We start from the raw sequence: 13,293 nt of genomic DNA, 5'->3' as shown, positions 1-13,293 counted from the left end.
CGGCCAACAATTGCTCTTATATGAGCACCGTGCTGGTGTAACTCCCAGTAGCTTAGCAGGAACAACATGAAAGAATCAGTTCAGCGTAAATTAGAATCATTGACCGAACGTTTTGAAGAAGTGCAGGCCTTGTTGAGTCAACCCGAGGTGATCAGCAATCAGGACAGATACCGAGCATTGACCAAAGAGTATTCTCAAGTTGAGGGGGTAGTGAAATGTTTTGCTGAATATCAGCAATCCCAACAGGATTTCGCTTCAGCCCAGGAGATGATGCAAGAAAGCGATCCTGAAATGCGCGAAATGGCCCAGGAAGAATACAAAAGCGCCAAACACGCCATCGAAAAATACGAAGACGAACTACAAATTTTGCTGTTACCCAAGGATCCCAACGATGATAGCAATTGTTTTGTAGAAATTCGTGCAGGGGCGGGGGGAGACGAAGCGGCTATTTTTGCCGGAGATATCTTTCGAATGTATAGCCGATATGCCGAAGCTCGGGGCTGGAAAGTAGAAGTGGTGACCACCAATGAAGGTGATCATGGTGGCTACAAAGAAGTCATAGCCAATGTACTGGGCGATGGCGCTTACGGTATTTTAAAATTCGAGTCAGGTGGACACAGGGTTCAACGGGTTCCAGAAACCGAATCACAAGGGCGTATTCATACCTCAGCTTGTACCGTGGTCGTTATGCCGGAAATTCCGGAATCTGAAGCGATTGCCATTAATAAAGCGGATTTGAAAATAGATACGTATCGCGCCTCAGGGGCCGGTGGTCAGCACGTAAACAAAACCGACTCAGCCATACGAATCACCCATATGCCTTCTGGGATAGTGGTGGAATGTCAGGATGAACGCTCACAACACAAAAACCGCGCCAAGGCGATGTCGGTATTACAATCGCGCCTGAACCAAATGGAAGAAGAAAAACGTCAGGCGGAAGAGACCTCGACCCGACGAAATTTGGTGGCCAGTGGTGATCGTTCCGAACGAATTCGCACCTATAATTTCCCCCAAGGTCGAGTCACGGACCACAGAATTAACCTTACCTTGTACCGTTTAGACGATATTATCGCCGGGGATCTGGATGCTGTCCTCGAACCTATCCGTCAAGAACATCAGGCTGATTTGCTGGCCTCGTTATCAGACGAAGGTTAAATAAAACAAACGGATCATGACCTTGACCATTGAACAAGCGTTAGCCTGGGCAAAGAGACAACTGGTGTTATCTGATTCGTCTCCCCTGGATAGTCGCTTGTTGCTCTGCCATGCACTGCAGTGTGAACAAGTCTACTTATTGACCTGGCCGGATAAAACTCTTGAGCCCATGATCCTGTCACAGTACCGGCAACTGGTGGCAGAGCGTAAAGCCGGTCGGCCCGTGGCCTATCTACTTGGCTATCGAGATTTTTGGAGCCAGCGTCTGCAGGTCTCACCTGCAACCCTTATTCCCCGTCCGGAAACCGAATTACTGGTGGAAATTACCCTGGGCCTTCCAGTACCTGATAATGCCCAGGTGCTGGATTTGGGCACAGGAACAGGGGCCATCGCCTTGGCGCTGGCCAGTGAAAAGCCGAGCTGGCAAGTGACAGGTGTTGACGTTAATCCCGATGCCGTTTTGTTGGCCCAAGCCAATGCCTTGAGCAATCAGGTTGAGCAAGTTCGTTTTTTGCCAAGCAATTGGTTTTCTGCCCTTGCTGGAAACAAGTTTGACTTGATCGTCAGCAACCCACCTTACGTCGAGACTGGCAGCCAATATTTGCGCCTGGGTGACGTCAGGTTTGAACCGGCCCGAGCCCTGGTTTCCGGGGAAGACGGATTGAATGACATTCGCCTGATCATTGCCCAAAGCCCCAACTTTCTAAGCGCGAAAGGCTGGTTAGTGTTCGAGCACGGATTTAACCAACATTTGGCCATTCAGGCAATATTGGCGGAACAGGGGTTTGATGAAATTCAAACTCACTGTGATCTGAATCAGATACCCCGTGTCACATTAGCCAGAATGCCTGCCCCCGGTTTATCCCATCAAACCAGTGTTTGATTGCAACCGATTGAAATAAAGCCTATTTTATTGCCAGCTTCATCGCCTTTATTGTAATGTTAGCAATAAAGACGCACCCAACAGGAAAGTTTGCATGTCTGATGAAATCTTATTTGCCGAGGATACCGAAGAAGACACTCCGTCGTATATTGGCACGTGGAAAGTATTGATAGTCGACGACGAGCCGGAGATCCATGCGGTCACCAAACTGGCGTTAAGTGACTTTGTATTTCAAAACAAGTGTCTGGAATTTGTCAGTGCCTACAGCGGCGAACAAGCGAAAGAAATCTTTACTGCTCAAAATGATATTGCCATTGTACTGCTGGATGTGGTGATGGAAACCGACGATGCGGGCTTAAAGGTTGCGGATTTTATTCGTAACGACCTTCACAATCATTTCACCCGTATTATTTTGCGCACCGGTCAGCCTGGCCAAGCACCTGAACGTGATGTGATCATTAATTACGATATAAATGATTACAAAGCCAAAACCGAGCTCACGGCCCAAAAATTATTTTCTGCGGTGATTGCCGCCCTGCGCTCATATCGTGATATCAATGTGATAAACGAAAGCCGTAACGGCCTGGAAAAAATAATCTCTTCCTCAGCCAATTTATTTGGCATACATAATTTTGAGCCATTTATTGAAGGGATAATCCAGCAACTTTCGTCGCTTTTAGGGGGCAGTAAAGATGTTGCATATTTGACCGCTGCTGTGGTGGGGCCACAGCCTATAGAGCGACGAAATGCAGCTGAGCTGTTTATCTTGACGGGCAGCGGCGAATATAAACATCAGGAAGGGCGAGACCTGGACGCGGTGATTAGTGGACCACGACAGGCCTCTTGTCATAAAGCCTGGCGTGAAAAAAGTTTAATCTATGAAGATGAATATTTAGTGGCCTTTTGTGAGGGGAAAACCCAACGCGGATCCTTATTGTATCTGTCGGGTTTACCTAAGCGTCTTACTACCAGTCAGAAACGACTAGTCGAAATTTTTGCTAACAACGTGCAAATCGCCTTCGACAACGTCATGTTAACCAAAGACATACAGGAGACTCAGCGCGAGATTATCGAGCGATTAGGCCAGGCTATGGAACATGATTTCGATGGCGGCATGCATATTAAACGTCTGGTTAAGATAACGGAATTGATTGCGCGTCAAGCCGGTCTGAAGGACGAACAAATCCAGACTTTGGCCCTCGCTGTTCCGCTGCATGATATTGGTAAAATCAAGATCCCAGGCGTCAGGACGGATGAAGAATTAAAATCCCCAGCCAATGGTGGAGGCAGCCAAGATCAGCACGGTGAATTTGGCTACAAAATACTGAAAGACTCCAAACGGCCGTTAATTAAAACCGCGGCTTTGTTGGCCCGGGATCTTGATGAGCACTGGAATGGCAGCGGCTATCCCCGAGGACTGGCCGGTGAGCAGATTAATATCTATGCGCGGATCACCGCTTTGGCCGGTAGGTACGATGTATTACGCAGTCAAACGGTACACAAATCTGCTTGGCCACAAATAAAGGTGATTAATACACTATCCCAACTTAGTGGCGAGCAGTTTGATCCGGCACTGGTGGATATACTGATGAAAAACCTGGACAGGTTAGAGCAGATCACTCAGGATCATCCTTGCATCTAAGCAGTAGCTATTGACGCCGCGCACTTAGCGGTCACCCCATCATTTCATTTATTATAGACAAGGTAGTAAATCATGTACGCAGCAGTAAAACATATACATCTAACCGCTATCGCACTGAGCGTATTGCTTTTTTTATTACGTTTTTTGTGGACAATTCGCGGTTCGCAAATGTTGCAAAAAAAATGGGTCAAGGTGTTACCACACATAGTGGATACATTTTTAGTGTTAAGTGCGGCAACCTTGTGTGTATTAATTAGCCAATATCCCTTTGTCACCCCTTGGGTGACAGAAAAACTGTTGGGTTTGTTGATGTATCTATTTATGGTCGCTCTGGCACTGAAAATCGCCAAAACAGGCCTTATGCGTGCGGTGGGTCTGATTGGTGCCTTAAGTTGGTTGGCCTTCACGGCGCTGGTTGCCATCTCCAAACAGCCCATTTTATTTCAGTAGACCCAAAACCCGTCTATAGCCGCTAAATACTTTTACCTGTCTGGCGGCTTTATTTTTTCTGCTTTTGCCTCTCAAGCTTCGGGTTTTTTTTCCGATAAATATACAAGGGACAAGTAACTGTAGGTGCAGAAGGTGAAAACGCTTAAAGAAGTCATTGCAAATGGTGATTTGCTGTCTGGTGGATTATTGATTAGTACCTTAGCAGGGCGAAGATCACAGTTTAATTTTGCCGACTATCAGGCGAAAATAACTCAGTGGAGCACTGAAGCGAGACTCTCGGCGGATATTTTTCAAGTCGACGACAAGGCATTTGATCGCTTTATCTACTATTTCTATCGCCAGTTGGCATTCAGCGCGGACGATAAACAGGATTTTAGTTGTAAACACAGCTTAATCGACTCGGTCATGGATTTTCGTACCGGCATGCCGGTAAGTCTGGCCATCATCTTTGTGGCCATGGCCGGTCAGTTAGGCTTTGACGTGCAGGGCGTTAATTTCCCCGGACATTTTTTGTTGCGTTATCTCAGTCAAGACCAAAGCATAAAGTACCTTGACCCCAAATCTGGAAATTGGTTGGGCGAACGCGATCTGAGTTATCTGTATTTCAGTGTGCTATCGGAAATTGATAACGAAGTGATGCCCGAAGAAGCACTCTATGCCGCCAGCTGTGAAGAAATTTTGGTGCATCTATTAAATAATATTAAAACGGCGTATATCCACGAGAAAAAGTTCGAACAAGCTTTAATAACGGTAGAGCTGCTAATTGAATTATGCCCAAATAATCCTTACGAAAGACGAGACAGAGGGATCTTGTTACACGAATTGCAATGTCCCCAACTTGCCATCGCTGACTACCAGTATTTTATCCGCCAATGCCCCAAAGATCCTGGCGCCCCCTTGCTTGAATTGCAAGTGCGTAACATGGATGTAAACTCTCCCGTTATGCACTAAGCGGCTTTAGTTCTTCGTTGTAGCGGGCACTTTTTGGCCCTAACTAAGGGCCCGGTAGATAGCCTGAGTGAGTTTTTGCAACTGCTCTGTCTCAATGATATAAGGCGGCATGATGTACACGAGTTTGCCAAATGGCCTAATCCATACTCCATCGGCAACAAATTGACGCTGTAATTTGGCCACGTCCACCGCGGCTTTGCATTCCACCACGCCTATGGCACCCAATACTCGCACATCAGCAACCGCGTCAAGACTCGCACAGGGCGCAAGCTCGGTCGTTAATTGGGCTTCTATACTAGCGACCTGGCCTTGCCACTGATTTTCATTGATGATATCCAAGCTGGCATTGGCCACGGCACAGGCCAGGGGATTACCCATATAAGTTGGCCCGTGCATAAATACGCCAGGATCGCCTTGACACACGCCCTGAGCCACGTCTTCGCTGCAAAGGGTGGCGGCCAGGGTCATATAGCCGCCGGTCAAAGCTTTGCCTACACACATGATATCCGGACTGATGTTGGCATGTTCGCAAGCAAACAGTTTGCCCGTACGGCCAAAACCCGTGGCAATTTCATCGCAAATCAATAACAAACCGTAATCATCACACAACTGCCGACAACGCTTTAAATACTCTGGGTGGTAAATTCGCATACCGCCGGCATTTTGCACCACAGGCTCAATTACCAATGCGGCTAACTCCTGATGATGGGTCTGGATCAATTGCTCCAAGGGCTGGATATCGTCTTCGTTCCATACTTGGCCAAATCGGGTTTGGGGTGCAGGTGCAAAAATCTGTTGCGACAGAGTCTGGCTAAACAGGCTATGCATACCATTTATGGGATCGCAGACTGACATGGCAGCAAACGTATCACCGTGATAGCCATTACGTGGGGTGATGAACTTGTGTTTGTTGCTGTTGCCTTGGCACGCCCAATATTGCAGAGCCATTTTCATCGCCACTTCCACGGATACCGAGCCTGAATCCGCCAAAAACACTCTATCCAGGCCGCTTGGGCTCATGGCGATTAATTTTCGGCATAAATCGATAGCAGGTTGGTGGGTTAGCCCGCCAAACATTACATGGGAAAAAGCATCAATTTGCTGTTTAGCGGCCGCGTTGAGCTGAGGATGATTGTAGCCGTGAATAGCGGTCCACCAAGATGACACACCGTCGATTAGTCTCTCACCGCCGGCTAGCTCTATGTATACACCTTGGGCACCCGTGACTTCGTAGCAGGGTAGGGGGTTAATAGCTGAGGTATAAGGATGCCATATATGTTGTTGGTCAAATGCGAGATTAGGGGATTGTTGGTTGCTCAAAAAATGCTCACTTGTAGTGTTTTAAAATCAATTTGAGTTGACAATGTGTCAAGCCGACTTAGACTAAGCGCGAATTATAGCCTTGTAAAGGATCAAACATGTCAGCCAATGTCGACACCCAGGCTTTGCAGCCAACAAATCTTGCTATCCGCCACGATTGGAGCGTAAAGGAAGTCAATGCATTATACGAAATGCCGTTTAATGATTTGCTGTTTAAAGCCCAATGCGTGCATCGTCAACATTTTGATCCCAATTATGTGCAGGTCAGCACCTTGTTATCGATTAAAACCGGCGCCTGCCCCGAGGATTGCAAGTACTGCCCCCAAAGCGCTCGGTATGATACCGGTCTGGAAAAAGAACGTCTGATGGAAATTGACAAGGTGATCCTGCGTGCCAAAGAAGCTAAAGCTGCAGGTTCCACGCGTTTTTGTATGGGCGCTGCCTGGCGCAATCCCAAAGCGCGGGATATGCCCTATGTGACCGATATGGTCAAAGAAGTGAAAAAACTGGGACTGGAAACCTGCATGACGTTGGGCATGCTCAGTCGTGAGCAGGCTACTGCGTTGCAGCAAGCGGGCCTGGATTATTACAATCATAACCTGGATACCTCACCGGAATTTTACGGCGACGTTATCACCACCCGTACCTACCAGGATCGCCTTGATACCTTAGCCAATGTGCGTGAAGCGGGAATGCATGTCTGTTCCGGCGGCATAGTCGGCATGGGCGAAACCGGCTCAGACCGTTCCGGTTTATTGGTGCAACTGGCCAATCTCGACCACCATCCGGAAAGTGTGCCAATCAACATGCTGGTCAAAGTTAAAGGCACACCTATGGAAAACGTTGAAGATCTGGACTATTTCCAGTTTATTCGCACCATAGCCGTGGCGCGGATCATGATGCCTAAGTCTTTTGTACGTTTATCAGCCGGGCGTGAAGCCATGAACGAACAGATGCAAGCTATGTGTTTTATGGCCGGTGCCAATTCAATTTTTTACGGATGCAAGTTATTGACGACGTCTAATCCCGAAACGCACGAAGATGTGCGTTTATTTAAAAAATTAGGGATTAATGCCAAACAAACCCGTGAATATTCTGACGAAGCCCATCAGGCGGCTTTGTTGGAGGAAATTGAGCAGAAACACAGCGCCGTAGCGCCAGAACTGTTTTACGATGCCACCACTAAAAAACCTGAGACAGTCAGCAGTTAATGGCTTTTGATTTTATCCCCAAGGCGCTCGCTGAACGGCGCAGTAATGGGTTATATCGCCAAACTAAACGCATAGAATCTGCCAGTGGCACCATGCTTAAGGTGGATGGCAAACATTACATCAATTTTTCCAGCAATGATTATTTAGGCATGCGCCAGTCAACCGCTGTGATGCAAGGCTGGGTAGAGGGGATTTCCCAATTTGGCGGGGGAAGCGGAGCCTCACCTTTGGTTACCGGCCACACATGTGCCCATCAGGCCTTGCAGGATTATTTGGCTGAACGGTTAGGTCGGGACAGGGTGTTGTTATTCAATTCCGGTTTTGCCGCCAACCAAGGGATTTGTCAGGCACTCATGCAGGCGGGCAGCCATGTGGTTGCCGATAAACTTATGCACGCTTCCTTATTAGATGGGGCACTTAACTCACAAGCCCAGTTGACACGTTTCAAACACAATGACGTTTCTCACTTACAGGGGCAATTAGGCAAAATTCGTCTACGGGAAAATCAACAACAAAGCGACACTAGCGATATTTTATTGGCCACCGAAGGTGTCTTTAGTATGGACGGTAATCATGGGCCCTTGGCTGAACTGGCGGCGGCGGCAGAGCAGCACCAAGCCTGGTTGATGGTTGACGATGCCCACGGCATGGGTGTACTGGGTAACACCGGTTTGGGCTCGGTGCAGGCGCAAAACCTGTCACAACAGCAAGTTCCTGTGCTTATGGCGACGTTTGGCAAAGCCATAGGTACGGCCGGGGCATTTATCGCCGGAAGTGCAGATTTAATTGATTATTTAACGAACTTTTCCCGGCATTATATCTACAGTACCGCGATGCCTCCCGCCCAGGCTGTGGCCACTCTAGCCAGTTTCGAAGAAATCAAACAGTCTACAAGGCGTGAGGCCTTGCAAAACAATATTCAATTGTTTGTTGCAGGTGCAAAGGCTGCCGGTCTGGGGTTGATGCCATCGGATACGGCAATCCAGCCTGTGCTCATAGGAGATACACAAGCCACTATGGATGCCAGTAGCAGATTAAGAGCATTGGGACTCTGGGTAACGGCCATTCGCTCCCCCACAGTGCCCAAAGGCACAGACAGATTGCGCATAACCTTAAGTGCAGCACATCAATCCAGGGATATTAGCGCCCTGGTCGATGCCCTGAGCCTGGTATTACACCATGAGAACTAGTTTGGCCACCACGGATGCACAACAGATCAAAGCTCGCATTGCGCGCCAGTTTAGCCGCGCCGCCAGTCACTATGATCAAGCTGCACAAGTACAAGCTGATATTGCTTTTGATGCGGTGCAGTTGCTTAACGAGTCTTATCCACGGTTGTTGGATATAGGTTGCGGAACCGGGCGTACCAGTGGTCAGTTACAAACCAGATGTGAGCAATTAGTGGCCATGGATTTGGCCCACGGGATGTTAGTGCATGCCAGGACTCAGGCCACGTTACGCGGCCAATCGCCCATCCACTGGCTGGGGGGGGATGCAGAAAATTTACCCTTGGCTACAGGTTCGATAAATGGTGTGTATTCATCCATGGCTTTGCAGTGGTGTGAAAATATCATTACGATATGTAGCGAATTTTTTCGGGTTTTGCAAAACGATGGGCATGGGGTACTCGCCGTGTTGTGCCAGGGCTCAATGCATGAATTACAGGCCTGTTGGCAGAAAGTAGACAGCCAACGCCATGTCAACCGGTTCCCCAGTGGTGAACGTTGGCAGCAGGCTGCACTGGCCGCGGGGTTTAAGGTTCAACACCTAGAAAAATCTTATATCACCTGGCATGACAATGTACGGGAATTATTGGGGGCCATTAAACAAATTGGCGCCAATGTAGTGACCTCTACAGGCAATCACGCCCCTATCAATCGCCAAACCTTTATGGAACTTGAGACACAATATCAGGGGAAATATGCCGTTAATGGACGTTTGCCTTTAACCTATCAAGTCTGTTTTATACAATTAAGGAAGTGAGAAATGCCAGCAGGTGAGTCAGTTAACCCCCGCCGCTTTTTTGTTACCGGTACCGATACCGAGGTAGGCAAAACCTTTGTTAGTCAGGCTTTATTACTGGCATGCAACAAAAAGGGATTTAGCACCGCCGCTTTTAAACCCGTGGCGGCGGGTTGTGAGCGAACGCCGGATGGTTTGCAAAATGATGATGCATTATTGTTAATGGCTGCCAGCAGTATTGAGCTAAGTTATCAAGAGGTCAACCCTGTGGCCTTTGCCGAGCCAGTAGCACCGCATTTGGCCTGTGAGAAGTTGGTGTCTATGGGTAAAGGACAGTTAATCGAATTACACACTATCAATCAAAGTTATCTTGCCTTGCAACAAAAGCAGGCAGATGTATTGCTGGTTGAAGGTGCTGGTGGCTGGCGTTTGCCTTTGGGACCCAATGCCCAGGGACGTGAACAATTTTTATCTGACTTTGCCGTTGCCCAGCAGTTGCCTGTAATATTAGTGGTGGGTATGCGTTTAGGTTGTCTAAATCATGCATTGCTCAGTGTCGAGGCGATCCAACGGGATGGTTTATTGTTGGCAGGCTGGGTAGCCAACCTATTGGATCCCGACATGCCCTATTTAACCCAAAATATAGACAGTTTGCGCGAACTGATCAGTGCCCCGCTGATTGGCTCGTTGCCTGTGTTAGATAGCCCTGAAGAGGCGGCGGATTATCTGGATTTATCTGTGATGGGTATAGATTATAACGGGGTTTGGCGCAGTAACTGAGTCCTAAATGAAGGGGAACCCTGATTTTAGTCAATGGGCTGATGGAATGACATTAAAGTCATAGCGGTTGACCAACTCAAGATACTTCTGGGAACGTCGGTATTGGCTAAGCGCTTGATCGAAAGCTACTTTTAATTCTTTATTCGTAAATCCCACACTGTAATCAGTGGAAGGGAAAATATTATGGGTATCCACAAGTGTCAGTTGATTTTGCCCCGTTCGTTCACGGCTCAGGTGCACAAATATATTGATGTCCATTACTACTACCGCAATGTTGCCCTGTAATAACATCCCCACCTGTTTGTTTTGGTCAGGCAATTCCATGTAATAGGGGGCGTTGGCCACCGCCTGAGCGTATCGATTGCCAAGGTTTTTCGATGCGTTTTGAAAACCTACCACAGAATATTTGGCTAAATCTTCTATCTGCTTAATTTCCAGGTTATTGCGTTTAAGTGAAATGGCGGTATTTTGATAGGAGATGTAACTTTGACTAAGCAGTTCATTATCTACCCCAGACAGAGGACTAAGTGACAGGGCGGCGTCAACCTGACTCCGTTGTAGCATTTTGTGCGTGCGCCCAGAAGGCACATAAATGGGTTTGATTTGATAACCCATTTGGGCAAATACGGCGCGTGCGAGATCGAGTTCAAAGCCAGAGTTGTTTTTGGATATGATGTAGGGTGGTTTGTTCCAACCCACGGCGACCGTTAGCCGGTTAACTTTTGCCTGCAGGGAATGAGTGAATAAACAACTAACGATTAATCCTAAGAAAAGTTGTTTATTGGTGCGCAAATTAGGTATTCGCCGTTTAATAAAAACACTACTTAAAAATTTTGCCTGATCCATAACCATTCTCCAATTACCTTGCAAACAGGCGTATGGGTGAAAAACCCTTGGATTATGCCATAAGTGCCTTGATGCTGGGCAATTTAATGAACCTTGTCAATATGACTAAAGTAGGGTGTCGTGTTAGTTGCTAAGATCCATACCGGCTATTAACCCGACACATTTGAAGCGGGCTTGGGGGTCGTGGATTGGCACAGAAAGGATAACCTCATCCACTTGGGTATTATGGATAAACCGATTTAACTGGTCTTGTGCGGTTTGTTTAGAACCCACTATAGCGTATTGCAAGGTATGGGCGATCATATCTTGTTCGGCCGCCGTCCAAAGTGGGGACATATCATCGGTAGGACGGGAAAAAGGCTGATTAACCCCTCTACGCAGATTAATAAATTGCTGTTGAACCGAGGTAAATAAAAATTTTGCCTCTTCATCTGTATCGGCCACGATCGCCATAACTCCTGCCATAGCGTAGGGGGATGGCAATTGCTCTGAAGGGCGAAATTGTTGGTGATATAAGTTAAGTGCGTTAAATAATTGGTCCGGCGCAAAATGTGAGGCAAAAGTATAGGGTAAACCAAGTTGTGCGGCGAGTTGGGCACTGTACAGACTGGAGCCTAACAGCCACAGGGGGATGTTAGTATTGATTCCAGGAATGGCGATAAGACTTTGTTTTGGTTGTTCCGCGCCCAGCAATCTTTGCAGCTCCTGAATATCCCTAGGATAGTCGTCTACTCCTGCCTGCATGTTGCGTCTCAATGCTGCAGCCGTGGCCATATCGGTACCCGGAGCACGACCCAAACCTAAATCGATACGCCCGGGGAACAGTGCCTCCAGAGTACCAAACTGCTCGGCGATGATTAAAGGTGCATGATTAGGCAGCATAATGCCCCCGGCACCAATTCTAATTTTATGGGTGGCGGCGCCAATATGGCCAATTACCAGAGCCGTGGCAGAGCTTGCCACACCCCGCATACCATGATGTTCAGCTAACCAAATGCGCTTATAGCCGCATTGTTCAGCTTTGATCGCCAATTGCCGTGAGTTGTCCAGAGCCTGAGAAATACTGCCGCTATCGGCGATCGGTGCCAAATCTAAAATGGAAAGGGGAAACATAGGGATCCAATTGTTATTAACTTACGAGCATAACTAGGGATCTGGGGGTAATAGGCGTAATTGCAATCTGCCAAATTAACTGCCTAGGCTAATAACTGTAAATAGAAAAATTTTATCCGAGGGGGATATAAATCACTTTCTGGCCGAACACTCTGGCAGGTCAGAGGCAGTTACTGCTAAGCATGTTGGTTTCACACCTTAGCTCATTGCCTAAATCTTCTTGGCGACGCTGATTAAGCTCCAGCGGTTAAATAACCGCAAAGATCCGTTTGCGGTTGCAGTTCAAGTTGGTGTTTACCCTGAAAAACCACGCCAGATAATTTACCTAACAAGGTTAACTGTCTGCCAGTCAAACTCAGAGCCGTGCCTTCACGGATCGCTAGTACAGGGGTATTTGGATTCAGGGTGCAAAACTCGTCTATGCGCTGGGCGCGCGTTTCACCGTTGTGTCCTGGTGGCTGGTAATCTGTATAGTGTGGATTAAGTTGAAAGGGTACAAAATTCAGTGCGTTGAAAGATTCAGGTTGTACAATTGGCATGTCATTGGTGGTGCAAATGGTCGGTCCGAAAATGTTTGAGCCCGCACTCCAGCCGATATAGGGGCAGCCTTGGCGCACTTTATCTTGCAGACCAGTGAGCAATCCTTGGCAGTACAGTTGGTGTAATAAATTGAAGGTGTTACCCCCACCCACAGCAATGGCCTGGGCGTTGCGCACCGCTTCTGCCGGAGCAGCAAACTGATGGATCCCTTTGATATTCAGTTCAGGCAGTGCGGCTTGAACCTTGGCGGTATAACTATCCCAATCGATAGTCACACCGGCAAACGGGATAAAAAGAAGGGTTTTAATTGTGCCAAGCTGAGCAAAAATCATTTCTCTGGCATGGGCTAAGTAATTTTCATCTGCTACTCGGGAACTGCTTAACATTAATAAATTCACATAGACTCCTCGTCTCTTGGTGGGGGTTATTATAAGGCTGAC

13 protein-coding genes are annotated in these 13,293 nt (G+C 47.6%); 9 read left to right on the top strand and 4 right to left on the bottom strand.

Going from position 1 to position 13,293, the window contains the following annotated elements; genetic code table 11:
• Positions 1-66 precede the first annotated feature (66 nt).
• From prfA to AC3RV5_RS14610, 5 genes are all read left to right on the top strand, one after another.
• Positions 67-1,155, top strand: coding sequence for a peptide chain release factor 1 (prfA, locus tag AC3RV5_RS14630; protein WP_489728362.1), 1,089 nt, complete (start codon positions 67-69; stop codon positions 1,153-1,155).
• Between the two features lie 16 nt (positions 1,156-1,171).
• Positions 1,172-2,038, top strand: coding sequence for a peptide chain release factor N(5)-glutamine methyltransferase (gene prmC, locus AC3RV5_RS14625; RefSeq protein ID WP_489728361.1), 867 nt, complete (start codon positions 1,172-1,174; stop codon positions 2,036-2,038).
• Positions 2,039-2,132: 94 nt separating this feature from the next.
• Complete coding sequence (locus AC3RV5_RS14620) at positions 2,133-3,680, top strand: DUF3369 domain-containing protein (protein ID WP_489728360.1); 1,548 nt, start codon at positions 2,133-2,135, stop codon at positions 3,678-3,680.
• 72 nt (positions 3,681-3,752) lie between these two features.
• Positions 3,753-4,130 carry a SirB2 family protein gene (locus AC3RV5_RS14615; protein WP_489728359.1) on the top strand — a complete coding sequence of 126 codons (378 nt, stop codon included), beginning with the start codon at positions 3,753-3,755 and terminating at the stop codon, positions 4,128-4,130.
• A gap of 132 nt (positions 4,131-4,262) precedes the next feature.
• Complete coding sequence (locus tag AC3RV5_RS14610; protein WP_489728358.1) at positions 4,263-5,081, top strand: SirB1 family protein; 819 nt, start codon at positions 4,263-4,265, stop codon at positions 5,079-5,081.
• Positions 5,082-5,120: 39 nt separating this feature from the next.
• On the opposite strand, the gene bioA is transcribed toward AC3RV5_RS14610, so the two are convergent.
• The gene (gene bioA / locus AC3RV5_RS14605) at positions 5,121-6,401 is read right to left on the bottom strand and encodes an adenosylmethionine--8-amino-7-oxononanoate transaminase (RefSeq protein WP_489728357.1); all 1,281 of its coding nucleotides are present in this window, start codon (positions 6,399-6,401) and stop codon (positions 5,121-5,123) included.
• 98 nt (positions 6,402-6,499) lie between these two features.
• Between bioA and bioB the strand changes: the two genes are divergently transcribed.
• The 4 genes from bioB to bioD are packed head-to-tail and all read left to right on the top strand — an operon-like array spanning position 6,500 to position 10,354.
• Entirely contained in the window at positions 6,500-7,612 is a 1,113-nt protein-coding gene (gene bioB / locus AC3RV5_RS14600; RefSeq protein WP_489728356.1) for a biotin synthase BioB, read from the top strand.
• Entirely contained in the window at positions 7,612-8,802 is a 1,191-nt protein-coding gene (gene bioF, locus AC3RV5_RS14595) for an 8-amino-7-oxononanoate synthase (protein ID WP_489728355.1), read from the top strand. Before bioB ends, bioF begins: the two co-directional genes overlap by 1 nt.
• Complete coding sequence (locus AC3RV5_RS14590) at positions 8,792-9,595, top strand: methyltransferase domain-containing protein (protein ID WP_489728354.1); 804 nt, start codon at positions 8,792-8,794, stop codon at positions 9,593-9,595. The genes bioF and AC3RV5_RS14590 overlap by 11 nt, the downstream gene beginning before the upstream one ends.
• 3 nt (positions 9,596-9,598) lie before the next feature.
• Complete coding sequence (bioD, locus tag AC3RV5_RS14585) at positions 9,599-10,354, top strand: dethiobiotin synthase (RefSeq protein ID WP_489728353.1); 756 nt, start codon at positions 9,599-9,601, stop codon at positions 10,352-10,354.
• A 30-nt stretch (positions 10,355-10,384) separates the two neighbouring features.
• On the opposite strand, the gene AC3RV5_RS14580 is transcribed toward bioD, so the two are convergent.
• From AC3RV5_RS14580 to pepE, 3 genes are all read right to left on the bottom strand, one after another.
• Positions 10,385-11,200, bottom strand: a complete 816-nt coding sequence (locus AC3RV5_RS14580; RefSeq protein ID WP_489728352.1) for a substrate-binding periplasmic protein — start codon at positions 11,198-11,200, stop codon at positions 10,385-10,387.
• Between the two features lie 123 nt (positions 11,201-11,323).
• Positions 11,324-12,313: an LLM class flavin-dependent oxidoreductase gene (locus AC3RV5_RS14575; RefSeq protein WP_489728351.1), complete on the bottom strand. Its 990-nt coding sequence runs from the start codon at positions 12,311-12,313 to the stop codon at positions 11,324-11,326.
• A 233-nt stretch (positions 12,314-12,546) separates the two neighbouring features.
• Positions 12,547-13,251 carry a dipeptidase PepE gene (pepE, locus tag AC3RV5_RS14570; RefSeq protein ID WP_489728350.1) on the bottom strand — a complete coding sequence of 235 codons (705 nt, stop codon included), beginning with the start codon at positions 13,249-13,251 and terminating at the stop codon, positions 12,547-12,549.
• Between the last annotated feature and the right edge of the window lie 42 nt (positions 13,252-13,293).

The organism is Paraglaciecola sp. IT1134, from assembly GCF_058068185.1.
Note: the sequence above shows the minus strand (reverse complement) of the source record. Positions and strands in the feature narration are given on the sequence as shown.

Coding starts and splice junctions, on each gene's coding strand:
- prfA (WP_489728362.1), top strand. CDS start 67: ATGAAAGAATCAGTTCAGCGTAAATTAGAATCATTGACCGAACGTTTT.
- prmC (WP_489728361.1), top strand. CDS start 1,172: ATGACCTTGACCATTGAACAAGCGTTAGCCTGGGCAAAGAGACAACTG.
- AC3RV5_RS14620 (WP_489728360.1), top strand. CDS start 2,133: ATGTCTGATGAAATCTTATTTGCCGAGGATACCGAAGAAGACACTCCG.
- AC3RV5_RS14615 (WP_489728359.1), top strand. CDS start 3,753: ATGTACGCAGCAGTAAAACATATACATCTAACCGCTATCGCACTGAGC.
- bioB (WP_489728356.1), top strand. CDS start 6,500: ATGTCAGCCAATGTCGACACCCAGGCTTTGCAGCCAACAAATCTTGCT.
- bioF (WP_489728355.1), top strand. CDS start 7,612: ATGGCTTTTGATTTTATCCCCAAGGCGCTCGCTGAACGGCGCAGTAAT.
- AC3RV5_RS14590 (WP_489728354.1), top strand. CDS start 8,792: ATGAGAACTAGTTTGGCCACCACGGATGCACAACAGATCAAAGCTCGC.
- bioD (WP_489728353.1), top strand. CDS start 9,599: ATGCCAGCAGGTGAGTCAGTTAACCCCCGCCGCTTTTTTGTTACCGGT.
- AC3RV5_RS14580 (WP_489728352.1), bottom strand. CDS start 11,200: ATGGATCAGGCAAAATTTTTAAGTAGTGTTTTTATTAAACGGCGAATA.
- AC3RV5_RS14575 (WP_489728351.1), bottom strand. CDS start 12,313: ATGTTTCCCCTTTCCATTTTAGATTTGGCACCGATCGCCGATAGCGGC.